Consider the following 24,254-nt stretch of genomic DNA (forward strand, 5'->3'; position numbering starts at 1 on the left):
CTCCCACCGCACCGCTCCGCCGGCCTGCGCCGCAGCGCACGGGCCTCGTCCTCGGGCGGCCCGAGATGAGCACGCGGGCGCAACCGGCCGGAGCACCGCCGCCCCCCGAGTCGGAGACGGAGCAGGCGGAGCCGGACCGGGCGGCACTCTCGGCGGGCGCCAGGCAGGAGCGGCGGCTCGGCTGGCTGCTCTGCGCGCCCGCGGTCGTCGTCATGATCGCGGTGACCGCCTACCCCATCGGGTACGCCGTCTATCTGTCCCTCCAGCGGTACGACCTGCGCTTTCCCGGACGAGCGGAGTTCGTGGGCCTGAGCAACTACGGGGCGGTGCTGTCCTCCCCGTTCTGGTGGGACGCCTTCTGGGTCACGCTTTTCATCACCGCCGTGTCAGTGGCGATCGAACTGGTCCTCGGAATGGGGCTCGCCCTGGTGATGCACCGCACGATCTTCTGGCGCGGCACCGTCCGCACGTCGGTCCTCATTCCGTACGGGATCGTCACCGTGGTCGCCGCCTTTTCCTGGCAGTACGCCTGGACCCCGGACCTCGGGTACCTCGCCGAACTGCTGCCCAGCGGAGAGGCCCCGCTGACCGAACAGTGGCCCGCCCTCTGGCTGATCATCCTTGCCGAGGTGTGGAAGACGACGCCGTTCATGGCCCTGCTGTTGCTCGCGGGCCTCGCGCTGGTCCCCGAGGAGACCCTGAAGGCGGCCATGGTGGACGGTGCCACCGCCTGGCAGCGCTTCACCAAGATCATGCTGCCGCTGATGAAGCCGGCCATCCTGGTGGCACTGCTCTTCCGCACACTGGACGCGTTCCGGATCTTCGACAACATCTACATCCTGACCGCGGGCGCCCAGGGGACCGGCTCCGTGTCGATCCTCGGGTACGACAACCTGTTCACCGCCCTGAACCTGGGCATCGGGTCGGCGATCTCGGTCCTGATCTTCATCTGCGTCGGGATCATCGCCTTCGCCTTCGTGAAGCTGTTCGGCACTGCAGCACCCGGCGCGGAGGTGAAGCGCTGATGGCCGCGGTGGGAAAGACACATGCCGTCCGATGGGGAGTCCTGAACGCGGTGGTCGTGCTGTACGCCCTGTTCCCGGTGTGGTGGATCGCCGCGCTGTCGTTCAAGGACCCCAGCACCCTGACGGACGGCAACTACATCCCCACGGACTGGACCTGGGAGAACTACCAGGGCATTTTCGAGACCTCCGAGTTCACCCGTGCGCTGATCAACTCGATCGGTATCGCCCTGATCGCCACGGTGATCGCGGTCGCGCTGGGCACCATGGCCGCCTACGCGGTGGCCCGGCTGCGCTTCCCCGGCAAGCGGGTACTCATCGGGATGTCACTGCTGATCGCCATGTTCCCCCCGATCTCCCTGGTGTCACCGCTGTTCAACATCGAGCGGATCATCGGGATCTTCGACACCTGGATCGGCCTGATCATCCCGTACATGACCTTCTCCCTGCCGCTTGCGATCTACACCCTGTCGGCGTTCTTCCGGGAGATCCCCTGGGATCTGGAGAAGGCCGCCAAGGTCGACGGGGCGACACCCGCGCAGGCCTTTCGGTTGGTCATCGCACCGCTGGCCGCGCCGGGCGTGTTCACCACGGCCATTCTCGTGTTCATCTTCTGCTGGAACGACTTCCTGTTCGCGATCTCCCTGACGTCCACCGAGTCCGCGCGCACCGTGCCTGCCGCGATCGCGTTCTTCACCGGGAGCTCCCAGTTCCAGCAGCCCACCGGATCGATCGCCGCGGCCGCTGTGGTCATCACGATCCCGATCATCGTTTTCGTCCTGTTCTTCCAGCGGCGGATCGTCGCCGGACTGACCTCCGGGGCAGTCAAGGGATGAGCGGGCCGACCGCGGCAGACAGGCCACCGGTCCGGGACACCGACCGGGGTACCCGGACCCGGAAGGCATGAAGGCAAGGAGGCACCATCCATGGCTGAGATCATCCTGGAGAAAGTCACCAAGCGCTTTCCCGACGGGTCCCTCGCCGTGAAGGACGTGGACCTCGAGATCGCCGACGGCGAGTTCGTGATCCTGGTCGGTCCGTCGGGATGCGGCAAGTCCACCACCCTGAACATGATCGCCGGACTTGAGGACATCACCGAGGGAACCCTGCGCATCGGAGACCGAGTCGTCAACGACCTGGCTCCCAAGGAACGCGACGTCGCCATGGTGTTCCAGAGCTATGCCCTGTACCCGCACATGAACGTCCGGGAGAACATGGGGTTCCCGCTGCGCCTGGCCAAGGTGGACAAGGACACCATCGAAGCCAAGGTGACGGAAGCCGCCCGGATCCTCGATCTCACCGAGCACCTGGACCGCAAGCCCGCCAACCTCTCGGGCGGTCAGCGCCAGCGGGTGGCCATGGGGCGGGCGATCGTCCGTGATCCCAAGGCGTTCCTGATGGACGAGCCGCTGTCCAACCTGGACGCCAAGCTCCGGGTACAGATGCGCACCCAGATCTCCCGGCTGCAGCGGAGCCTCGGAACGACCACCGTGTACGTCACCCACGACCAGACCGAGGCGATGACGCTCGGCGACCGGGTCGTGGTCATGAGGCAGGGCCTGGTCCAGCAGATCGGCACGCCTGCCGAGCTGTACGACCTCCCGCGCAACATCTTCGTCGCGGGGTTCATCGGCTCCCCGGCGATGAACTTCCTGAACGCCACTCTGGAGGGCGGTGCCCTGCGCTCGCCCCTGGGCGACCTGACCCTCGACGACCGTACGAGGCAGGCGCTGGAACGTCAGAACGCACCCCGTGAGGTCATCGTAGGGCTGCGACCGGAGGCATTCGAGGACGTCGCCCTGTCACATGACCGGGACCGGACGGGTCCGGTCTTCACCGCCACCGTGGAGGTACTGGAGTCACTGGGCTCCGATGCGTATGTCTACTTCACCGCGGAGGGCGGGCCCGCGACGACCACCGAGTTGGAGGAGCTCGCCAAGGACTCGGGTCTGCGCGACACCGGCGCCGACACGCATAGCATCGTGGCCCGCCTGGACGCCGCCACGCGTGCCCGCGAGGGCGAACCGGTGGAGCTGCAGGTCGACATGGCCAAGGCTCACGTGTTCGACCCGGCGACCGGAGCGAACCTTACGCATCCAGTGAGGGCGGACTGACGATGCACCACACAGGGCGCGATCCGTATTCGTGTACCCGGCGACTCAAGACCCGGCTGGTCTTTGTCGACTGCGAGAATGTAGATGGCGCGTAGTTCTGGGGGGCAAGGGGTCGCAGGTTCAAATCCTGTCGTCCCGACCAGCTTGATAGCAGGTCGGAGGTCGTTCTCTCAGGGATGAGGGGACGGCCTTTCGTGTGTATGGGGTCCCCTGGCCGCTGCGTATCGCGCGGCAAGTTGGGGTCGGCTCACGGCGGTGCATCCGAACAAGGCAAACACGGTCCTCCGAGGCGCCCGCGAGGGAGGGCTTCCGGTTCTTCATCTTCCTCAACGCCGCCTCCAGCGCGCTGACCGCCATCTACCTTAGTCACCGCACGCAATGGGACGGCCCCGCAGGCGAGTGCCTGCGGGGCCGTGCGCCGTCGAGCGTCAGGTGTAGGCGTCGAAGGGGATTCCGGACGGCTTCGCGTAGTTGAGGGCCCACTGGAAGTCGCCGTCGTCGATCTTGATGGTGGCCGAGCCGAAGTCGGCGCTCATGAGCTTGTCGCGGTATCCGGCCGGATAGCCCTCCCAGCCCACCAGGCGCGGGAAGAACCAGTTGCCGGTGGCGTTCTCCGCCGGTTCGTCGTTGTTGCCCGCGAAGCGGAAGCAGTGACTGGAGACGCCGTCCTTGTGGTAGACGATCTTCGGGTGGGTGCCGTCGAAGCGGATCGCCGAACGGGCGGCGAGCTGGTAGGTGTTGTGCTGGGACACCGACACGTACTCGGCCTGGTTGCCGCTGACCCACACGATGACGTGTTCCCAGTCGTGCGTGTGCCCGAGGGCCGCCGGGCCGAGGGTGATCTGGTCCTTCTCGAAGTAGCTGGCGTACATCACCGCGCACCACCCGTTGTTGCATTTCGCGCGCGAGTAGGTGTTGGCGTTCGCCAGTTGGGCGTAGTCGTGGCACTTGCCGTTGACGTCGCCGCCGAGCTTGAGACCCGGGTTGAGGGTCCCGTCGGCGCCGATGGCGGCCGTGGTGTAGCAGCCGTCGCCGTCGTAGTCGTAGGCCGGGGAGAACGTCTGCTCCAGGCCGTCGGCGTTCTGCGGCAGGAGGGTCAGGACGTTCGCGTGGGCGTTCGCCGGGAGGGCCACGACGAGCGTCATCGCGCCGAGGGCACCGAGGGCGACCTTGGCGAGGGATCTCAACTTGCGCATCACGGCTCCCGGTTCAGCAGTAGAGGTTGCCGCCCGGCGAGACGCCGAGGATCGAGGTGAACCGGTTGTAGGCGTCGACGCGGCTCTGCACCTGGGCCGGGTTCTTGCCGTCGCACTCAAGGGAGCCGTTGATGGAGCGGATGGTCTGGCCGAAGCCGGCCTGGTTCACCATGGCGTTGTGCGGGGTCATCGTCCCCGGACCGGACTGGGTGTTCCAGTACCAAAGGCCCGTCTTCCAGGCGACGGCCGACTCGTTCTGGACCCGCCAGGGGTTGTTGAGCAGGTCGATGCCGAGCGCGTCACCGGCGGCCTTGTAGTTGAAGTTCCACGAGAGCTGGATCGGGCCGCGGCCGTAGTAGGCGGCCTGACCCGCGGGGCAGCCGTAGGGCTGGTTCCAGTCACAGTAGTGGGGGTAGTTGGCGGTGTTCTGCTCCACGATGTGGACGAGGCCGCCGGTCTCGTGGTTGACGTTGGCGAGGAAGGCCGCCGCCTCCTGCTTCTTCACGGTGTCGCTGCCGGTGTTCGCGAAGCCGGGGTATGCGCTGAGGGCGGCGACCAGGCCGCTGTACGTGTAGAACGAATTCCGGCTCGGGAACATCTGGTTGAACTGGGCCTCGCTGACGACGAAGCCGGACGGGTTGCCGCCGCCCCCGCTCGCGGGCGCGTTCCACTTCTGGTTCGCGGCGCCCGTGCAGGTCCAGATCTGCAGCCGGGTGCCGTTGGCGCTGCTGTTGTCCCGGACGTCCAGGCACTTGTTCGCGGCCGGGTTCACGATGTCACGCGCGCCGCTGACCACCCACTGCTGGTTCGCGCCGCCCGAGCAGTCCCAGAGCTGGACCGCGGCGCCGTCCGCCGTGCTGCGCTCGACGACGTCCAGACACTTGCCGAGCGCGCGCAGGGTGCCGTCACCGGAGTTGGACCAGATCTGCGCGCCGGTCCCGTTGCAGTCGTAGAGCTGTACGGCGGTGCCGTTGGCGTTGCTCGCGCCCGCCACGTCGACGCACTTGCCGGCGAGGCCGGTGATCGTGCCGTCGGCGGCCCGGGCGGGAGTCACGGTGAGCAGGGCGGTGAGGACGGCGGAAAGCACCGCGAAGATCGCGAGCCGGGGTCTGAGCTGGGTCATGGACATGGTTGACGACGCTCCTTTGAGGTGTCGGGGGGTGAGCCGGCCGCCCCTCTTCGCGAGGGGCGGCCGGCGGCAGAGCTCAGGGACGCGTTACGGGTAGTTCGTCAGATTCGCCACGTTGGAGGCGGAGTTGGACGGGCCGCCCGTGTTGTTGACGACGTGCCGGATGGTGCCCGTGCCGCCGAGGGAGACCGTCACCATGCTGGTGAACCGCACTCCCGCGTTGTTCGGTGCCTCGATGGCGCGCTCGGCGGTCACACTCGGGTTGACGTTGAAGAAGCAGTAGCTGCCGAGGCCGTAGGCCTGGTGGCTGGTGACGGAGTCGGCCACCTTGTAGGCCGCGTAGCCCTGGGTGGAGCCGTTCATCCAGGCGGCCTGGTTCGGCGGGTCGTACGGCATCTCGTTCTGGTAGAAGTACGTCCGGCCGCCGTTGCCGTTCCAGATGGTCTGGTACTTCTGGTAGTGCTCGACGAACAGGCCGTACGCGGTGACGTTGTCGCCGTTGACGATCAGGCCGGTGTCCCCGGTGTTGGTGTTCCAGCCGACGCCGCTGCCGTGGTCGGCACGCCAGATCCACATGTGGTCGCCGATGACGTTGTCGCTGTTGACGACGAGGCTGGTGGTCGCCTTGCCGACGGCGGCGCCGCCGACGCGGAAGTACACATCGTGCAGCGAGGTCGGGTTGGCGGCATGGGACGCGGACGAGCCGGTCGGGCCGACCTCCATCAGGGTGGGCGAGTTGGTGGTGCCCGCGTCGAAGAGGACGCCCGCGATCTTCACTCCGTCGACGTCGGCCACCTTCATGGCGGTGACGCCGTTGTCCGGGATGAACGTGGCGAGACCCAGGCCGAGGACGACGGTGTCGGCGCGGTTCACCTGGAGGGTCTGGTTGAGGTGGTAGACACCTGGGGTGACCAGCAGGTTCTTGCCCGCCGCCAGCGCCGCGTTGATGTCGGCTGCGGTCGCGCCCGGCTTCACGACGTAGAAGGAGTCGAGGGACAGCGAGCTGCCGGACGGGGAGCCGCCCGCCCAGCTCGTGGCGCTGGAGTTGGACCGCACCGACGGCACGAACACCTTGTACGCGCCGGCACCGTCGACGTACAGGAACGGCTTCTCCCGGCTGACCGGGGTCTGCGCGACCGTGGTGTACGGCGGGTTGGGGAAGCTGGTGCCGGGGACGCCCTGGCTGCCGACGAAGACCATGTTCCAGTTGGAGCCGGTCCAGCTCCCGAGCTGGGAGTTGCGGGTCAGCCACTGCTGCTGGGTGCCGGAGTTGACCTGGCCGTCGACCTTGGTGTCGGCGAACAGGCCGCCGCTGGACCAGCCGCCGTCGTCCAGGGCGAGGTTGCCGCGCAGATGCATCCGGCGATAGGCCGACGCCTGCGAGACCGCCCAGCGGTCGGCGCCGCCCGTCGGGTTGACGGACAGGTTCTCGGCGCCGCGCCAGAAGTTCTGCGTGGCGTTGTGCGGCGGGAACCAGTCGGCCTCGGCGTGCACCGCGCCGTTGATCGTGACCGCGTCCGGGGACAGACCGAGCCCGGCGACCTGCGTGTAGAAGCCGACGTTCACGTCCGCGCTGTAGGAGCCCGGCTTGAACAGGACGGCGTAGCGCTGCGAGCCGAACTGGTTGGTCTCCTGCTGCTGGAAGATCGAGTTGAGCCGGTTCTGGATGGTCGACGACGACATGGACGGGTCGAAGACGACCACGTTCGGGCCGAGATCCGGATTGGCGGTCGACTGGTTCACCGGCACCACCTGGAACCGCTGGGCGGCACTGCCGTTGCACGTGTACTGCACGAACTGCACGCTGTCGGCGAGCGAGGCGCCCGGGTCGTCCAGGCACTTGCCGCTGTTGCGGTTCACGAAGCGGTACACGCCGCCGCCCTCGTCGACGGGCAGCCACTGCTGGTTGGCGCCGCCGCCGTAGGCCCCCAGATGGACCGGCGCGTTGTCGGCGGTGGAGACGTCGGCGACGTCCACGACCTGGCCGGTGTTGTTGCGGTTGTTGATGCGGACGTAGCCGTCACCGGTGGGCGTGAAGTTCCAGTTCTGGGCCGTCGAGCCGTTGCAGGCGTACTGCTGCACGACGGTGCCGTTGGCGGTGGCGGCCGCCCGGGCGTCCAGGCATCTTCCGCTCGCGGCGTTCATGACGGTCGCGAAGTCGGCGGGCAGCGCGGCCGCCGCGCTCTCCGCGGCGCCGGCGGGCGCGGGCGCCGAGGTGAGCAGGGACGCGGCCGCAACGGTGACGACCGTGACAGCGGTGGATCTGCGGAGGCGCCTGAGCGCGGGACGCACAAAGGTGGGCACTGATTCTCCTCGCCGAGCGAAGCGATACGGGGGTTCCCCCGGCCGGAGCCGGGGGAGGGGCCGACCGCTGGTGGGGGTGGCTGGATCAGCCGGTGTATCCGGCGAACACCCGGGTGAAGTCCCAGTCGGACTGGTTCACGCCGGAACAACTGTCGGCGGGGCCGCCGGTGCAGGGGCGGTCGCGGTTGACGGACCAGAACGTCAGCCGCGCCAGGTGGTGTTGCTGGGCGTAGGCGAGCATCGCCTTGAAGTCGTTGACGGTGACGGTCTCGTTCTGGTCGGTGACGCCGTTCATCGACGAGATGCCCATGGACCGGTAGGCCTGGTCGTCGCTGTATCCGTACGCCGACTTCAGCGAGTTCTTGAGCCCCTCTGCGGCCCGCACGGACAACTCGCCCATGTTCTGTCCGTTGCCGCCGAAGTTGAACGGCATGATCGTCCAGGCGTCCACCGTCAGACCGGTGTCGGCGGCCCGGTCGATCAGGCTGGTGTCGGGGCCGTTCTGGCCGGTGCCGATGGTGATGTACACCTTCAGGCCGGAGTTGTCGGCCTTGACCTTCTTCAGGGCGTCGACCGTGCGCTGCTGCACGGTCGGGCTGTCGTAGGCATCGGCTTCGAGGTCGATGTCGATGGCCTTGAGCCCGAAGGCGCTGATGACCTTCTGGTAGGCGGCGGCCAGTTCGCCGGCGCTGGAGCAGGAGCTCTCCAGCTTGTTGCCGCTCCAGCCGCCGAACGACGGGACGACGTCACCGCCGTTCGCCCGCACGGTCTCGATCGTGCGCTGGTCGACACCGCCGGTCAGCGAACGGCCGCCGTCCCACTGCGGGTTGCAGTAGCCGTTGCTGAGGACGAAGGCGAGCGTGAAGTACTTGACGCCGGTGGCGTTGCTGACCGTGGTGGGGTTCGGCGGGCTGCCCCAGCCGTTGTAGAGGTAGGGCGCCACCGCCATCGGAGCGGCAAGGGTGCCTGGATCGTCGGGTGCGGCCTGTGCGGGGGGCGTGGAGAGCAGGCCGGTGGTGAGGGAGAGCGCGGTGAGGGATATGGCCGCGGGGAGAGTTCTGGGCATGTGCGCGGAAGCCCTTCGTGGGGGGTGAGCAACCGGGCCGCGTTCACCTTCTGAACGGTGAGTGCGTCACGTGGTGGTCTGGCTGACCCGTGAACCTAAAGGTCTGGACCACTTTCGTCAAGACGTGAAGTAAGCTTTGGCAACAATTAATTGCGGGCTTGATCGGAACGGGCCGACTCGCCTCCGCGAGCCCCGCCGCGGCACGTGGTACTTCTTGCCTTCCCGGCCCCGCCGCCGTACCAGACCGTCGACGATCCGCCTGGTGGCACCGATATGACGAACCGCCCCACCGGCCTGCGCCGCCGTCACGCGGCCGTGGGTCCCGAACGACTGCTCGCCCTCGGTGACGCCGTGTTCTCCATCGCGATGACACTGCTCGCGCTCGACATCACCGTCCCGGACGGCCTGCCCGAGACCGAGGTCGCCGGCGCCGTGGCGGACGCCGTGCCCACCATGGGCGCCTATCTGCTCAGCTTCGCCGTCATCGGCACGCTCTGGCTGGTCCAGCACGGCCTGTTCCGCCTGATCGAGACGCTCGACCGCTGGCTGCTCCTGCTCTACTTCACGCTCCTGGCACTGGTCGCCGCACTGCCCTTCCCGACCCGGCTGATCAGCGAGTACGGCGAGACGACCACGGCGACCGCCTGCTACGCGGCGGCGATCGCCCTGGCCGTGTCCCTGATGTGCGGCATGTACGTGCGCCTGCTCGTGAACCCCGCCTCGGCGGCGCCGCACACCTCACCCACGATGCTGAGGGGAGAGATCCGCCATGGCGTCCTGCTGACCCTCGTCTTCGCCACTTCGATCCCCGTCGCCTTCTACTCCCCGAGCCTCGCCAAGTACTGGTGGCTGCTGGCCATCGGGACACGGCTGCTGTACCGCAGGCCGGCCGGCACCTCGCGGGCACCGGCCGACGCGGGGGAGTGACGCCTCGCCGGACGCCGTGGGCTCAGCCGGCGTCGCCGAACCACCGGCGCAGCCGCTCGACCAGCTCCGCCTGGTCCTCACCGACCCACGCCACATGACCGTCCGGCCGCAGCAGCACCGCGGGCACGTCCAGGTCCTCGCTGATGTCGACGACATGGTCGACCCGGTCCGCCCAGCCCTGCACCGACAGCCTGCCGGTCCGGTCGAGCAGCAGTCCGCGGCCGTCGTGCATCAACTCATAGAGGCGGCCCTGCTTCAGAGGCACGTCCCGCATACGGCGGCCGAGCAGGTCGTGGCCGTCACCGAAGTCGTAGCGGACCTCGACCGCGGTGATCATCCCGGTGATGTACCGATTCACCTCCTCGAAGTCCATCAGCTTCGAGAACAGCTCCCGCAGCGCGGTCGGGCCCGGTTCCGTGCCCAACAGGGTGATCTGCGCCCGGGTGTTGGCCAGCACGGCCGCGCCCACCGGGTGCCGTTCGGCGTGATAGGTGTCCAGCAGATCCTCCGGAGCTTGGCCCCGGACCGCTGCGGCCAGCTTCCAGCCGAGGTTGAACGCGTCCTGGACACCGAGGTTGAGCCCCTGCCCGCCGGTCGGCGGGTGGATGTGCGCCGCGTCGCCGGCCAGCAGCACCCTGCCGACCCGGTAGCGCTCGGCCTGCCGGGTGGCGTCACCGAACCGGGAGAGCCAGCGCGGCGAGTGCGCACCGAAGTCGGTGCCCGCGACGGCCCGCAACTGCCCTTTGAACTCCTCCAGGGTCGGCTCGCTCGCACGGTCCTCGGCAACGCCGTCGGCGGGCACCACGACGCGGTAGACCCCGTTCGCGTCGGCGGCGGCACCGAACCGCAACTGGGTCCTGCGGACTTCGGCGACCACCGCGGCGATCGTCTCCGGATCCTCCGTCAGCTCCATCTCGCCCAGCAGCGTCTCGACCGTGGCGGCCTCGCCGGGAAAGCCGACGCCGAGCAGCTTGCGGACCACGCTGCGGCCGCCGTCGCAGCCGGCGAGGTAACGCGAGCGAAGCCGCGTACCGTCCGCCAGCTCCACGCTCACCCCGTCCTCGTCCTGGCTCAGGGCGACCACTTCGCAACCGCGCCGGATCTCGGTGCCGAGTTCGAGGGCACGCTCATTCAGCAGTCGCTCGGTGACCGGCTGCGGGGTCGCCAGGCCGTACGGGTGAGCCGTGTCCAGGCGGTCCGGCCACGGCTTGGCGATGCCGCCGAAGAGACCGCCGACCTGGAACCTCTCACTGACCGCCGTGAACCGGTCCAGGATGCCGCGCTGGTCCATGATCTCGACGCTGCGCGTGTGCAGCCCCTGCCCACGGGACTGCGGGGTCGGTTCGGCCAGCTTCTCCAGCACGACCACGTGCACGCCGTGCAGCCGCAGTTCGGCCGCCAGCATCAGGCCGGTGGGCCCACCGCCGACAACGATCACATCGATCATCACAATCCCCGTTTCCGCAGGTCCAGGCTTCGGTTGGTGATTGTGCTGCACGAGGGGGGCCTTGTCGCAAGCCCCCCTGTGCGCTATACGTTGAGAGCGGCAAGGGGGCAATGACTCCTTGCCTCCGTCGTTTCCGGCGTGACGCGCCGAGGCGGATCAGGCGGTCAGATCACGCAGCCCACATGCGCCAGCGCCTGCTTCAGCAGCACCCCGTGCCCACCCGGCATCTCGCTCTGCACCGCGGGCGACAGAGCCTCCTGCGGGCTGAACCAGACCAGGTCCAGGGCGTCCTGGCGCGGCCGGCAGTCGCCGGTGACCGGGACGACGTAGGCCAGGGACACCGCATGCTGGCGCGGGTCGTGGTACGGCGTGACGCCGTGCGTCGGGAAGTACTCCGCGACCGTGAACGGCTGCAGGGACGTCGGCACCCGGGGGAGCGCGACGGGGCCGAGGTCCTTCTCCAGATGGCGCAGGAGTGCGTCGCGGACGCGCTCGTGGTGCAGCACGCGGCCGGAGACCAGGGTCCGGCTGACCGTACCGTCCGGTCCGATGCGCAGCAGGAGGCCGATGCTGGTGACCTCACCGCTGTCGTCGACGCGCACGGGCACTGCCTCGACGTACAGGATGGGCATGTTGGCGCGTGCATGCTCCAGCTCGTCGCTGCTCAGCCAGCCGGGCGTGGTTTCGGTCATGTCAGACATTGCTTGATCATACTTTCCGGGATTGCGAACGCTCGGTCGCGAGGGGGACGGGGTCGGGGTCGGGCAGTCCGTAGAGGCGGCGGGCGTTGTCACCGGCCGCCCACGCCGCGATCCGCAGCGCGTCCGGCAGGCCGAGCTCATCGGCGTCCACCAGGTCCTGGAGCAACTCGCCCAGGCCGCGGCGGAACGCCAGTGCGCCGAGCCGGTACAACTCGGCCAGACCATACGCGTCCGAGCTGTACAGCAGCTTGCGGAACGGGGTGATCTCCAGCGCCTCCGCCAGGATCGTCCGGGAGCGGGCGGTGCCCACATGGTGCAGGGTCAGGCCCACGTCCAGGTACACCTGCTCGAAGACCGCCGCCAGATAGGCGGCCTGCCGCTGGTACGGCCAGCAGTGCAGCAGCAGGACGGGGATCGTGCCCCGGGTCAGATGCAGCCAGTCCGTGAGATGGGTGGGGTCCACCCGGTGCAGGCGGATGTCGTTGTCGCCGAAGCCGGTGTGCAACTGGAGCGGCAGCCCCAGGTCGACCGCAGTCCACAGCAGATGCCGGACCAGGACCGGGTCGGCCAGCCGTCCGCCGTCCGCGAGCCACTGCCGGGCCGCCGCGACGACGAGCGCGTCCGGCGGGCGTGCCGGGTCCAGGTCGAAGCCGGTGCGGTAGGCGGCCACCGACTTCACGGCCACCACGCCCGGCCGGCGTACGGCCTCCTCGGCGGCCGTGCGAAACGCGGCGGGGTACGCCTCCGCCTCGACTCCGCCGGCCGCGACAGCCTCGGCCACCGACTCAAGCCGTACGACCTCGTACGCCCTCGCGCCGGCGATCCGCGCGAGTTCCCCGGGCGCCGTGATCGGGAGGGGCGTGTACCCGGTGTCGACGCAGAACGCCTCCGTCGCGGCGGCCGTCAGGAAGCGCCGGTCGACCTCGTGCGGGCCCAGTTCCGCACGCCGGGCCAGATAGTCGTCGGCGGGCGCGTGGCGCGGCAGGTCCAGCAGGGGTGCGCAGTGGCGGCGGACGGCGAGGCCGAGCGGGGTGTCGAAGGGGGAGCTGCCGGGCCAGGGTTCGCCCTCGGTGAGCAGGGACTCGAAGCCGGCCCGGTCCGGTTCGGCGGTGAGGATCCCGTGGCAGTGATGGTCCACCAGCGGCAGCGCCGCGAGCGCCTCGTGGACCGGCCCTGTGGCGCCCACGTCAGTACTTCCACCGGTATGCGGCGGCCACCTGGTCGTCGTCGAGCCCGGCCACGGCCTCGATCTCGCCCTGCCGTACGGCGATCACGGCGTCCGCGAGCACCGGGCCCAGCGCCGCGCGCATCAGCCGGCCGGCCCGGAACTCCTCGACGGCCTCGCCCAGTGACGTCGGCAGCCTGCGCACCTTCCGCGCGGCCGCTGCCTCCGCGTCGAGCCGCGCCGGGTCACCGGTGATCTCCTCGGGCAGCCGCGCGCCCGATCCCAGACCGTCCAGCCCGGCGGCGATCAGGCAGCCCAGGGCGAGATACGGGTTGGCGGCCAGGTCCACCGGCTTGACCTCCAGATTGGCCCCCTGGTCGCGATGGCCCGCCGTGCCGGTGACCACACGCAGGCCAGCCTCCCGTGTCTCGCGGCCCCACGCGGTGAACACCCCGGCCCACTGCGAGGGTCTGAGCCGCAGATAGCTGGCCGGGCTGGGCGCGGTCACCGCGGTCAGGGCGGGGAGATGACCGAGCACGCCGGCGACGAATGACTCGGCCTCGGGCCGCATACCGTGCCGGCCGTCACCGCCCGCGTGCAGGTTTTCCCCCTCACGCCAGGCGGAGAGATGGATGTGCCCGCCGTTGCCGACGCCCTGCCCGAGGACCGCCGGGGAGAAGGACACCGCGAGGCCGTGGCGCTGCGCCACCGCGCGGATCGTCTGCCGGACCAGGACACTTCGGTCGGCCGCCGCCACCGGGTCGAGCGCCGCCACCGACAGCTCGAACTGCCCTGCCGCGTACTCCGGATGGAACTGGTCGACCTCCACGCCCTGCCGCGCGAGCGCCGCCAGCAGATCGGCGGAGCAGTCGCTCAGCTCGACCTGGCGGGTGGCGCCGTACGCCGGACCTGTCACCGCCGGTACGAACGCCCCGTCGGCGCCGGGCGGCCGGGCGACGGCCCACTCGATCTCGATGGCCGCCCGGAAGGTGACATCGTGGCGTTCGGCGGCCTCCTGGACCGTCCGCCGCAGGAACGTGCGGCTGCACCCGGGATGCCGCTCGCCGTCCTGTGTGATCCGGTCGACCGGCGCCCACGCCCAGCCGGGCTGACCGGCGAGCTCCACCAGGTGTTCCAGGTCGGGGTACAGACGCAGATCGCCGTCCGGGGAGCCGAGGACATCGGTGGTGACGATGGAGTCGTTCGCGAGGAACGTGTCGAACACCGGCGACATCCCGACACCCCAGGCCGCCGCCGAGGCCAGCTTCGCCGTCGGGATCGTCTTCACCCGGCCGATGCCCGCCGTGTCGACGTAGGCCAGGACGATCCCGTGCACGCCCCGCCCGGCCAGCTCGCCGCTCAGCGCGGCGGCACGCTCGACGTCGCCGGGACGCCCGCCCGGGACGGGGTCGGCAAGGGTGGTCATGCGGTCTCCTCGACGAGCTCGGCCGTTCCGCGGCGGTCCGGGTGTGCCCCGCTCGGTGTCAGGGTTTCACGCCCACCGCTCCGTACTGCGGCACCGCGAGGGGAGAGCCGGGGGCGCGCCACTGCGAGCAGGACACCATCCCCGGCTCCAGCAGCTCCAGGCCCTCGAAGAAGGCGGCGATGTCCGTGCCGCTGCGGGCGGTGATCGGCGGCGTGGCGTTCTCGTTCCAGAACTTCATCGCCGGGATCTGGCCCTCGCCGCCGAGCGCCGGGTCGAAGGTCGGGTGGGTCAGGACCAGGAGGCTGCCGGAGGGAACGGCGGCCATGACGCGCCGCACGATCTCGCGGGCCTTGTCGTAGTCCAGGACGAAGTTGAGGATGCCCAGCATCATCACCGCGACCGGCCGGGTGAAGTCCAGGGTCTGCGCGGCGCGTTCGACGATGGCGTCCGGGTCGTGCACATCGGCGTCGATGTACGCGGTGGCGCCCTCACGGGAGCCCGTCAGCAGGGTGCGGGCGTGCACCAGCACGATCGGGTCGTTGTCGACGTACACGATCCGTGAGTCGGGCGCGACGCGCTGGGCTATCTCATGGGTGTTGTCCGCCGTCGGCAGCCCGGTGCCGATGTCCAGGAACTGCCGTACGCCCTGCTCCTCGGCCACGAAGCGCACGGCGCGGCCCAGGAAGTCGCGGTCCGCGCGGGCGATGTCCCGGATGATCGGGAACATCCCGGCGACATGCTCGCCGACCTGCTGGTCGACCTCGTAGTTGTCCTTGCCGCCGATCCAGTAGTTCCAGACGCGCGCGTTGTGCGCCACACCGGTGTTCAGCCTCGCCGACCCGCCCGACGGGGTGTGGCCATCACTCACGACTCGTCCTCTCCTCGCACGAACGACCGAAACCGGTCATCGTCGCCATTGTGCCGTTCCGTTGATCACGCTGTCCCGGGAATCGGCAGAGCAGGCGGGGCCGTTGGCGTGCCTGCTGAGAGAGAGGTGGGCGGGCCGGGCTAGTCGAACTCGCTGGGGGTCGGCGCGGGCGTCTTGCCGGCCAGGACGTCCTTCAGACGCTGTGTGCCGAGCTTCACCGCCTGTTCGACGGAGTCCGGCTGGCCCCCGTCGAGGCCGCCCGCGGTGACGGTGATCGCGTCGTTGCCGACGCGCACGGCGGCGACGTCCTCGGTGAGGGTGGTCGGCTCGCCGTTCGACGTCCCCGTCATGGTGACGCGCAGGCCGACGCGGTCGTCGCCCACCTTGGGCGGCGACGTCTCGATGACCTGGACCGTGCGTTGCCCGGCGCCGTTGCTTCCGGTGACGCTGAACTGGTCGCACTCCTGCGGCAGGGTCTCGAGCCAGGCCAGGGCCTCCTGCGGGTCGGTCCGCTCGTAGGCGGCCACCTGGTACAGCAGGCGCGACTGGCCCTGCTGGAAACCGCGCAGCGCGGACGCCCCGGACGGCTTGCCGAGCAGTTGGTCGGTGTAGAGGCCGTCGAGCAGCCGCTGGCAGTCCGCGGCGTCCGTCTTGCCGGTGAGGAAGTCGTCGACGTCGACATCGCCGATGAGCAGGCTGTCGTGCCACTTGGCCACGTCCGAATCCTTCACCTGCGTCCAGTCGTCCTCGATGTCCGCGGCGGTGATCAGCGCGGCCTCGGCGCCGGACTCGCTGAGAGTGGCGGTCGGTGAGGGGCTCGAGGTCTGCCGGGCGACGGCCCCGGCCTGGGAGACGTCGCCGCCGTCGTCCGAGCAGGCCGCGGTGGACAGCAACGCCCCGACGGCCAGGGCCGAGGAGAGTACACGGACAGGACGGGACGGCCGACGGATCATCTGTGTGCCTCCTGGGGACGCGACGGGTGTCCCCAGCGCACCACCGCTCCCGACGGCCCACCAGCGGCGCCGGACCGTTCGAGTGAGCGCATCGGACCCCGGCGATTTCCGGTACCGATACCTTTCGGGCCCCGTTCGCTGTTCAATGAGAGCGAACGGTGCCGTTCCGACGCCCGAGAGGAGCTGCCCCATGTCACCCGCCGCCGTCCCGCCCGTCGGCGCGCGCATCCGGCAGGCGCGCCTCGCACACGGGACGAGTCTGCGGGCGCTCGCCCGTGAGATCGGGGTGTCGGCGAGCCTCGTCTCGCAGATCGAGAACGGCAAGAGCCAGCCCTCGGTCAGCACCCTCTACGCCATCACGACCGCCCTCGGCATCTCCGTCGAGGCGCTCTTCGACGCGGGCGAGCCCGCCGCGGCGACCGCACTGACGGCGTCCCGCACCCCGCCGGGCGCCCCACCCGGCACCGTCCTGCACGCCTTGGCCGCCTTCGCCGCCGACCCCGGCCGCCGCATCGGACCGCTGGTCACGCCGGCCGAGCGGGAGGCGCTGGAGCTGGACTCCGGTGTGGTGTGGGAGCGTCTCGGCCACGTTCCCGGCACCCACGTCGACTTCCTTCAGGTGACCTACCGGCCCGGCGGCGCCTCCTCCAGCTCCGGCGGTCTCATGCGCCACGCCGGCACCGAGTACGGATGTCTGACCTCGGGCGAACTGATCCTCACCCTCGGTTTCGACGAGTACACGCTGCGCCCGGGGGACGCCGTCTGCTTCGAGTCGACGACCCCGCACCGCTACCGCAACGATGGAGACGTACCGGCCATCGGTACCTGGTTCGTGTCCACCGAGATGTTCAGTGACACTTGACACTCGTCCTGGACAGTCGTTCACTCCGAAGTGGGGGTGGTCGCCATGGCGATCCGCACGTTCGGACCCAACGCCGTCGACTGGGAAGAGCGCGTCGACCTGGACCGGCTGCGCAAGCAGCGGCTGGCCCGCCTCAACGAGACCCTGAACCGCTCCGAGCTCGGCGCGGTGCTCAGCTTCGACTTCGCCAACATCCGCTACATGACCGCCACGCACATCGGCACCTGGGCGATGGACAAGCTGATCCGCTTCGCCCTGCTGGTCCGCGGCGGCGAACCCGTCGTCTGGGACTTCGGCTCCGCCGCCCGCCACCACCAGCTCTACAACCCGTGGCTCGACTACAGCGACGGCAAGGGCGGCCCGCCCACCGGCGCCCGCGCCGGCATCTCCACCCTGCGCGGCGCCTTCCACCCGGACGCGGGGATCGCCGAGGACGTCGCCGCGAAGATCGCCGCCGAGCTGCGTGAGCACGGCCTGGCCGGTGAGCCGCTCGGCATCGACGTCGCCGAGATGCCCGTCCTCACCGCCCTGCGCGCCGAAGGCATCGACGTCGTCGACGGCCAGCAGGTCTTCCTGGAGGCCCGCCGCATCAAGACCCCGGACGAGATCTCCCTGCTCACCCAGGCCTGCGCGATGGTGGACGCCGCGTACGAGGAGCTGTACGGCTATCTGCGCCCCGGAGTGCGCGAGAACGAGTGCGTCGGTGTGGTCAGCAAGGTCCTCTACGACCTCGGCAGCGAGTACGTCGAGGGCGTCAACGCGATCTCCGGAGAGCGCTGTTCACCGCACCCGCACGTCTACAGCGACCGCCTGATCCGCCCCGGCGACCCCGCCTTCTTCGACATCCTGCACAGCCACCTCGGCTACCGCACCTGCTACTACCGCACCTTCGCGGTCGGCAGTGCCTCCGGCGCCCAGCGTGACGCGTACGTCCGCTGCCGCGAGTACATGGACCGGGCCATCGCCCTCGTCCGCCCCGGGGCGACGACCGCTGACATCGTCCAAGTCTGGCCGCGCGCCGAGGAGTTCGGCTTCGCCGACGAGACCGCCGCGTTCGCGTTGCAGTACGGCCATGGCGTCGGCCTGTCGATCTGGGAGAAGCCGATCTTCAGCCGGCTGGTCTCCCTCGACCACCCCGAGGTCCTCGAAGAGGGCATGGTGTTCGCCCTGGAGACCTACTGGCCCGCCTCCGACGGCTGGTCCGCCGCCCGCATCGAGGAGGAAGTGGTCGTCACCGCCGACGGCTGCGAGGTCATCACCAAGTTCCCGGCGGAGGAACTCCTTGTCGCGGGCCGCAAGTACTGGACGGTGGGCGGCGAGCTGAACACCCGCCGCGAGGCGCAGTCCCACCTGAACACCGGGACGCCATGATGGACCCGGCCGAACTCCTCGCCGCCTACGAGCAGATGACCGTCATCCGCCGTACGGAGAAGGCCGCCCACGACCTGTTCCTCCAGGGCCTGGTGAAGGGCACCACCCATCTCGCCGCCGGACACGAGGCCATCGCCGTCGGCGCGAGCGCAGCCCTGCGTCCCGACGACTACGTCTTCGCCACCTACCGCGGCCACCATCACGCCATGGCACGCGGCGCCACCCCCGAGGAGTGCCTTGCCGAACTCATGAGCCGGGCAACGGGGTTGTGCGCAGCCAAGGGCGGCTCCATGCACCTGACCAAGGCGTCCACCGGCATGCTCGGCTCCTACGCCATCGTCGGCGCCCACCTCCCGATGGCCGCCGGCGCCGCATGGTCGGCCAGGCTGCGCGGCACCGACCAGATCGCCGTCGCCTTCTTCGGCGACGGCGCCACCAACATCGGCGCCTTCCACGAGGCGCTCAACCTGGCCGCCGTATGGAAGCTGCCGGCGCTGTTCGTGTGCGAGAACAACCTGTACATGGAGTACACGCCGATCGCCGACGTCACGGCGGTGGCCCGGCCCGCCGCTGACCGGGCGCCCGCCTACGGCATCCCCGGCGAGGTCGTGGACGGCAACGACGTCGTCGCCGTCCAGGAGGCGGTGACCCGCCTCGCGGCGCGGGCCCGGGCAGGAGACGGGCCCGCACTGCTGGAGGCGCAGACCTACCGGCACTTCGGGCACAGCCGCGCCGACCCGGCCACCTACCGTCCGGCCGAGGAGGTCGAACGCTGGCTGAAGCACGACCCGCTCGACCTGGCGCGGGGGCGGCTGATCGAGATGGGGGTGCACGAGGCCGTCGTCGGCGAGGCGGACGAGCGCGCGACGACCCTCGTACAGCAGGCCGTCGAGGCCGCGAAGGCCGCCCCGCCGCCCGATCCGGACCAGGCGCTGACCGACGTATGGGCCGACGGAGGTGCGGCGTGGCGGACGTGATCAGCTATCGGGAGGCGGTCGCCGAGGGCATCGCGCGGGAGATGCGACGCGATCCGTCCGTCGTCTGCCTGGGCGAGGACATCGGCGAGGCGGGCGGGGTGTTCAAGACGACCGCCGGGCTGTTCAAGGAGTTCGGGCCCGAGCGGGTGTGGGACACACCGATCTCCGAACAGGCCATCGTGGGAGCCGCCATGGGCGCCGCGATGACCGGGATGCGGCCCGTCGCCGAGATCATGTTCTCCGACTTCCTGGCCTGCTGCTGGGACTACCTCGCCAACGAGATCCCCAAGGTCCGGTACATGACGGGCGGTCAGGTCACCGTCCCGCTCGTGGTGCGCACCGCCAATGGCGGCGGGCTCGGCTTCGGCGCCCAACACTCCCAGGCCACCGAGAACTGGGCGCTGACCGTGCCCGGCCTGAAGATCGCCGCACCGGCCACCCCCGCCGACGTGATCGGCATGATGGCGGCGGCCATCCGCAGCGACGACCCGGTCGTCTTCTTCGAGCACAAGGGGCTCCTCGCGTCCAAGGGCGCTCCTCCGCCTGCGGACCACGTCGTCGAGCTGGGCCGCGCAGCCGTCGTCCGCGAGGGCGCCGACGTCACCCTCGTCGCGCTCGCCTCGATGGTGCCGATCGCCATGAAGGCCGCCGAACTGCTGTCCGGCGAGGGCATCGAGGCCGAGGTGGTCGACCTGCGCTGCCTGGTGCCGCTGGACGTCACCACCGTACTGACCTCGCTCGGGCGGACCTCGCGGCTCGTCACCGTCGAGGAGAACCCGTACCAGGGCGGCTGGGGCGCGACGCTCGTCTCCGTCGTCGCAGACGAGGGGTTCGCTCTGCTGGACGCGCCGGTCAGGCGGGTGGCGGGGGAGTGCGTCCCGCTGCCGTTCGCCGACGCGCTGGAGGAGCGGGTGATCCCCACCGTCGACAAGGTCGTGGCGGCCGTACGCGGCCTCGCCGCCTACTGAACACCCCATGGGAGGAAGGGCGATGACCAATCGGACAGTCCTGAGCGGCGGTCACGTGCTGTCGATGGATCCCGGCATCGGGGACCTGCCCCAGGGGGACGTCCTCATCGAGGACGGCAGGATCGCGGCGGTGCAGCCGCAGATCAGCGCCGACGCCGAAGTGCTCGACATGACCGGCCGCATCGTGATCCCCGGCTTCGTGGACACCCACCGCCACACCTGGGAGGCGTCCATCCGCAATGTCGCCCCCGACGCCACCCTGGACGACTACTTCGTCGACATCCTCGACACCTTCGCCCCGCTGTACACGCCCGAGGACGTGTACGCGGCCAACCTCGCGGGCGCGCTGGAGTGCCTGAACGCCGGCATCACCACGCTCGTCGACTGGTCCCACATCAACAACTCCCCCGAGCATCCGGACGCGGCGATCCGGGGCCTCGCGGAGAGCGGCATCCGCGCCCAGTACGCGTACGGCAGCGCCAACACCTCCCTCGCCGACTACTGGTTCGAGAGCAAGATCGCGATTCCGGGCGACGACGTCCGGCGGATCCGGGGAGAGTACTTCGCCTCCGACGACGGCCTGCTCACCATGGCGCTGGCCACCCGTGGCCCCGGTTTCTGCCTCAACGACGTCGTCACCGCCGAGTGGGCGCTCGCCCGCGAACTGGACATCCCGATCACAGTGCACGTGGCCATGGGCCGCCTCGCCGGCCGCTTCGGCATGGTCAAGCAACTGAACGACCTCGGGCTCCTCGGCGCCGACACCACCTACATCCACTGCTGCTACCTCAGCGACGAGGAGTGGCAGATGGTCGCCGACAGCGGCGGCACGGTCTCGATCGCGCCGCAGGTGGAGGTGCAGATGGGGCACGGCTGGCCGCCTGTGATGAAGGCCGTCGAGTACGGACTGCGGCCGTCCCTGAGCATCGACGTCGTCACCACCGTGCCCGGCGACATGTTCACCCAGATGCGTGCCGCCTTCGGCGCCGAGCGAGCCCGCGTGAACGCAGACTGCTGGAAGGCCAACATGCCGGTACCGGAAAGCATGTTGACGGCACGTCAGATGCTGGAGTTCGCCACGCGCAACGGCGCCCACGTCGCCGGCGTCGAGGACCGCACCGGCTCGCTCACCCCCGGCAAGCGCGCCGACGTCGTCGCCATCGACGCCACCGCGCTGAACGTCGCCCCCGTGCACGACGCGGCCGCCGCGGTGACCCTGTCGGCGGACGTCTCCAACGTCGACACGGTCATCGTCGACGGCGTGATCCGCAAGCGCGACGGCAGGCTCGTCGCCGACGTCGACCGCGCCCGGCGGCTGGTCCAGGAGTCCCGCGACCGGCTCCTGGCCGCGAAGGAGGCGAAGGGCGCCGCATGACCCGACACCTGGTTCGCCTCGCCGCCGACCTGCCGGAGCCGCCGTACGACGAACTCCGCTACCGGCGCCGTGAGTTGGTGGGGGAGTCGGACGGCAGCGTGCACACCGGCTTCGGCCTGTGCGAGATACGGCCCGACGGACGGGTCGACGCACATGTGCATTCGTACGAGGAGAGCTTCCACGTCCTCGACGGGGCCGTGGTCCTCGACGTGCCCGAGGGCTCGTACCTCCTCGAGGAGGGCGACTACGGTCTCCTCCCGGTCGGCGTCCCGCACGCCTGGCGCGGTACCGGGGACACGGGTGGACGCTGGGCCGACATGCTCGCGCCGGTGCCGCGGGCCCGCTACGGCCACGACACCCAGGCCCTCCCCGCGCTGCCGGAACGCGACCCCGTCCGCATCGACGTACGCGACCCGCGCACCAGGTCCTTCGGCCACTTCGAACCGGCGCAGATGGACCCCGGCAAGCAGTCGCAGGACCTGCTCGCGGTGTCGGCGAGCATGCGGACCGCGCTGCTCGTGTACAGCGGCATCACCGTGAAGATGATGGTCGACAGCGACCTCGGCGCGGTCGCCTCGACCATGTTCATGGTGCAGTACGCCCCCGACGGCGTCGCGGGCAGCCACGACCACCCCTTCGAGGAGACGTACCTGATCGTCGAGGGCCTGGTCGACGCGACCTTCGACGGCGAGCGGTACCGGCTCGGGCCGGGGGACGTCGCGTGGGCGGGCGCCGGCTGTGTGCACGGGTTCTCCAACGCGGGGGAGGGGCCGGTGCGCTGGCTGGAGACACAGGCGCCGCAGCCGCCGCCGCGGCACTCGTACCGGTTCACTCGGGACTGGGAGTATCTGAGGGAGGCCCTGGGTCGATGAACAGTGTCCTTGTGGTGGGCGGCACGTCCGGGATCGGCCGGGAGTTCGCCCGCCTGCGCGCGCGGCGGGGTGACGAGGTGGTCGTCACCGGCCGGGACGCCCATCGCGCGGACACCGTCGCCAAGGAGATCGGGGCCGGCCAGGGCCTCGCGCTCGATCTCTCCCGGCCGACGGAGATCGCCGCCGCGCTCGCCGGGGTCGGCCGTGTGGACCATCTGGTGATCGCGGGCGTCTCACGGGACGAGAACCGGGTCGCCGACTACGACATCGAGGCCGCCCTGCGTCTCGTCACCCTCAAACTCGTCGGCTACACGGAGGTCGTGCACGCCCTCGGCCCACGGCTGCACGACGACAGCGCCATCGTGCTGTTCGGCGGCCAGGCCAAGGAGCGACCGTACCCGGGGGCGACGACCGTGGCGACGGTCAACGCGGGCGTGCACGGCCTGGTGAACACCCTCGCCATCGAGCTGGCGCCCGTGCGGGTCAACGCCGTGCATCCCGGGGTCGTGGCCGACAGCCCTTACTGGGCGGGCAAACCCGAGGAGGTACTGGCGGGGCTGCGCGCCAGGACGCCCGGCGGACGGCTCGCCACGATGGCGGACGTCGTGGACGCGGTGGACTTCCTGCTGCGCAACCGATCGGTGAACGCGGTCGAACTCGCCGTGGACGGCGGGTGGTTGCTGGGCTGACGGGGTGCGGTCAGCGCTTGAGGCCGACCGCTCCGTACAGGGAAACGGGCTCGCCGCGCTCCCCGTCCTCCCCCTCGCCGGGCCGCCAGTCCGACAGGGAGACGATGCCCGGCTCCAGCAGCGCGAGTCCCTTGAAGAGGCGGCCCACTTCGGCGTGCGAGCGGGCCACGAGGGTCACCCCGCTCGCCTTGTAGGCCGCGATACCCCGCTGGACGTTCTCCGGTTCGAAGTCCGCCGTCATCGCCGACAGCACCAGACAACTGCCCGGCGCCAGCGCGCCGACCAGCGTGTTCACGAGCTCATGGGCGCCGTCGTCGTCCGCGATGAAGTGCAGCAGCGCGATCAGCGACAGGGCGACGGGCCGGTCCAGATCGAGCACGGCGCCCACCGCTTCGAGGATCCGCTCCGGTTCCCGCGCGTCGGCCTGCACATACTCGGTCACACCCTCAGGGGTGCCGCGCAGCAGGGCGTCCGCGTGCGCGAGGACGATCGGGTCGTTGTCAACGTACACCACCCGGGCGTCCGGGACGACGGACTGGGCGATCTGGTGCAGGTTGGGCTCGGTCGGGATGCCGGACCCGATGTCCAGGAACTGGCCGATCCCCGTCTCCTGGACGATCGCCCGCGTGGCCCGCTCCATGAACCGGCGGTTGGCGCGCGCGTGCCGTGGAGCGTCACCCTGCATCGCGGTGATCCGCCGGCCGAGTTCCTCGTCGACGGGGTAGTTGTCCTTGCCGCCGAGGAACCAGTCGTAGACCCGGGCCGGATGCGGCCTGCTCGTGTCGATCCTCGATATGGCCGGCTCGGACCCGGTCACACGAG

General features: G+C 70.0%; 21 protein-coding genes and 1 pseudogene. 11 read left to right on the forward strand and 11 right to left on the reverse strand.

The window, feature by feature from the left end:
* Positions 1 to 65 precede the first annotated feature (65 nt).
* The 3 genes from ACZ69Q_RS05105 (at position 66) to ACZ69Q_RS05115 (ending at position 3,136) form a co-directional block, all read left to right on the forward strand.
* The gene (locus ACZ69Q_RS05105) at positions 66 to 1,025 is read left to right on the forward strand and encodes a carbohydrate ABC transporter permease (protein WP_471036514.1); all 960 of its coding nucleotides are present in this window, start codon (positions 66 to 68) and stop codon (positions 1,023 to 1,025) included.
* Positions 1,025 to 1,858: a carbohydrate ABC transporter permease gene (locus ACZ69Q_RS05110; protein WP_030967155.1), complete on the forward strand. Its 834-nt coding sequence runs from the start codon at positions 1,025 to 1,027 to the stop codon at positions 1,856 to 1,858. The genes ACZ69Q_RS05105 and ACZ69Q_RS05110 overlap by 1 nt, the downstream gene beginning before the upstream one ends.
* A 90-nt stretch (positions 1,859 to 1,948) precedes the next feature.
* Complete coding sequence (locus ACZ69Q_RS05115; RefSeq protein WP_471036517.1) at positions 1,949 to 3,136, forward strand: ABC transporter ATP-binding protein; 1,188 nt, start codon at positions 1,949 to 1,951, stop codon at positions 3,134 to 3,136.
* Positions 3,137 to 3,564: 428 nt separating this feature from the next.
* Here the strand turns inward: ACZ69Q_RS05115 and ACZ69Q_RS05120 are convergent, their stop codons facing one another.
* The 4 genes and pseudogenes from ACZ69Q_RS05120 to ACZ69Q_RS05135 form a co-directional block, all read right to left on the reverse strand.
* Positions 3,565 to 4,332: an NPP1 family protein gene (locus tag ACZ69Q_RS05120; protein WP_471036519.1), complete on the reverse strand. Its 768-nt coding sequence runs from the start codon at positions 4,330 to 4,332 to the stop codon at positions 3,565 to 3,567.
* A gap of 13 nt (positions 4,333 to 4,345) precedes the next feature.
* On the reverse strand, positions 4,346 to 5,455 hold the full coding sequence (locus ACZ69Q_RS05125; protein WP_471040081.1) for a glycoside hydrolase family 19 protein: 1,110 nt from the start codon (positions 5,453 to 5,455) through the stop codon (positions 4,346 to 4,348).
* A gap of 93 nt (positions 5,456 to 5,548) precedes the next feature.
* Positions 5,549 to 7,753, reverse strand: a complete 2,205-nt coding sequence (locus ACZ69Q_RS05130; protein WP_471040082.1) for an RICIN domain-containing protein — start codon at positions 7,751 to 7,753, stop codon at positions 5,549 to 5,551.
* Positions 7,754 to 7,850: 97 nt separating this feature from the next.
* Positions 7,851 to 8,729: pseudogene (locus ACZ69Q_RS05135) on the reverse strand (chitinase); the annotation flags it as partial.
* Between the two features lie 375 nt (positions 8,730 to 9,104).
* Between ACZ69Q_RS05135 and ACZ69Q_RS05140 the strand changes: the two are divergent.
* Complete coding sequence (locus tag ACZ69Q_RS05140; protein ID WP_471036523.1) at positions 9,105 to 9,758, forward strand: TMEM175 family protein; 654 nt, start codon at positions 9,105 to 9,107, stop codon at positions 9,756 to 9,758.
* A 22-nt stretch (positions 9,759 to 9,780) separates the two neighbouring features.
* Here the strand turns inward: ACZ69Q_RS05140 and rox are convergent, their stop codons facing one another.
* The 6 genes from rox to ACZ69Q_RS05170 form a co-directional block, all read right to left on the reverse strand.
* Positions 9,781 to 11,205, reverse strand: coding sequence for a rifampin monooxygenase (gene rox, locus ACZ69Q_RS05145; RefSeq protein ID WP_471036527.1), 1,425 nt, complete (start codon positions 11,203 to 11,205; stop codon positions 9,781 to 9,783).
* A gap of 164 nt (positions 11,206 to 11,369) precedes the next feature.
* A complete protein-coding gene (locus tag ACZ69Q_RS05150) occupies positions 11,370 to 11,897 on the reverse strand; it encodes an NUDIX hydrolase family protein (RefSeq protein WP_187284255.1) in 528 nt (175 codons plus the stop codon).
* 16 nt (positions 11,898 to 11,913) lie between these two features.
* Positions 11,914 to 13,092 (reverse strand): amidohydrolase family protein, encoded by a 1,179-nt coding sequence (locus ACZ69Q_RS05155; RefSeq protein ID WP_471036529.1) that lies wholly within the window; start codon positions 13,090 to 13,092, stop codon positions 11,914 to 11,916.
* Between the two features lies 1 nt (position 13,093).
* The gene (locus tag ACZ69Q_RS05160; protein WP_471036532.1) at positions 13,094 to 14,497 is read right to left on the reverse strand and encodes a glutamine synthetase family protein; all 1,404 of its coding nucleotides are present in this window, start codon (positions 14,495 to 14,497) and stop codon (positions 13,094 to 13,096) included.
* Between the two features lie 58 nt (positions 14,498 to 14,555).
* Positions 14,556 to 15,365, reverse strand: coding sequence for an SAM-dependent methyltransferase (locus ACZ69Q_RS05165; protein WP_471036536.1), 810 nt, complete (start codon positions 15,363 to 15,365; stop codon positions 14,556 to 14,558).
* A gap of 140 nt (positions 15,366 to 15,505) precedes the next feature.
* Entirely contained in the window at positions 15,506 to 16,318 is an 813-nt protein-coding gene (locus tag ACZ69Q_RS05170; protein ID WP_471036540.1) for a hypothetical protein, read from the reverse strand.
* Between the two features lie 190 nt (positions 16,319 to 16,508).
* Here ACZ69Q_RS05170 and ACZ69Q_RS05175 point away from each other — a divergent pair, with 190 nt between their 5' ends.
* The 7 genes from ACZ69Q_RS05175 to ACZ69Q_RS05205 are packed head-to-tail and all read left to right on the forward strand — an operon-like array spanning position 16,509 to position 23,432.
* Entirely contained in the window at positions 16,509 to 17,180 is a 672-nt protein-coding gene (locus tag ACZ69Q_RS05175) for a helix-turn-helix domain-containing protein (protein ID WP_471036543.1), read from the forward strand.
* A gap of 45 nt (positions 17,181 to 17,225) precedes the next feature.
* A complete protein-coding gene (locus ACZ69Q_RS05180) occupies positions 17,226 to 18,551 on the forward strand; it encodes a M24 family metallopeptidase (protein ID WP_471036547.1) in 1,326 nt (441 codons plus the stop codon).
* Positions 18,551 to 19,528, forward strand: coding sequence for a thiamine pyrophosphate-dependent dehydrogenase E1 component subunit alpha (locus tag ACZ69Q_RS05185; protein WP_471040085.1), 978 nt, complete (start codon positions 18,551 to 18,553; stop codon positions 19,526 to 19,528). The genes ACZ69Q_RS05180 and ACZ69Q_RS05185 overlap by 1 nt, the downstream gene beginning before the upstream one ends.
* A complete protein-coding gene (locus tag ACZ69Q_RS05190) occupies positions 19,516 to 20,496 on the forward strand; it encodes an alpha-ketoacid dehydrogenase subunit beta (protein WP_471036552.1) in 981 nt (326 codons plus the stop codon). Before ACZ69Q_RS05185 ends, ACZ69Q_RS05190 begins: the two co-directional genes overlap by 13 nt.
* Before the next feature lie 22 nt (positions 20,497 to 20,518).
* Positions 20,519 to 21,871, forward strand: coding sequence for an amidohydrolase family protein (locus tag ACZ69Q_RS05195; protein WP_471036555.1), 1,353 nt, complete (start codon positions 20,519 to 20,521; stop codon positions 21,869 to 21,871).
* Positions 21,868 to 22,743, forward strand: a complete 876-nt coding sequence (locus ACZ69Q_RS05200; protein WP_471036557.1) for a cupin domain-containing protein — start codon at positions 21,868 to 21,870, stop codon at positions 22,741 to 22,743. Before ACZ69Q_RS05195 ends, ACZ69Q_RS05200 begins: the two co-directional genes overlap by 4 nt.
* A complete protein-coding gene (locus tag ACZ69Q_RS05205; RefSeq protein ID WP_471036559.1) occupies positions 22,740 to 23,432 on the forward strand; it encodes an SDR family NAD(P)-dependent oxidoreductase in 693 nt (230 codons plus the stop codon). Before ACZ69Q_RS05200 ends, ACZ69Q_RS05205 begins: the two co-directional genes overlap by 4 nt.
* 10 nt (positions 23,433 to 23,442) lie before the next feature.
* Here the strand turns inward: ACZ69Q_RS05205 and ACZ69Q_RS05210 are convergent, their stop codons facing one another.
* Positions 23,443 to 24,249, reverse strand: coding sequence for an SAM-dependent methyltransferase (locus tag ACZ69Q_RS05210; protein WP_471036560.1), 807 nt, complete (start codon positions 24,247 to 24,249; stop codon positions 23,443 to 23,445).
* Positions 24,250 to 24,254 lie beyond the last annotated feature (5 nt).

This window comes from Streptomyces sp. NPDC036764 (assembly GCF_055609385.1).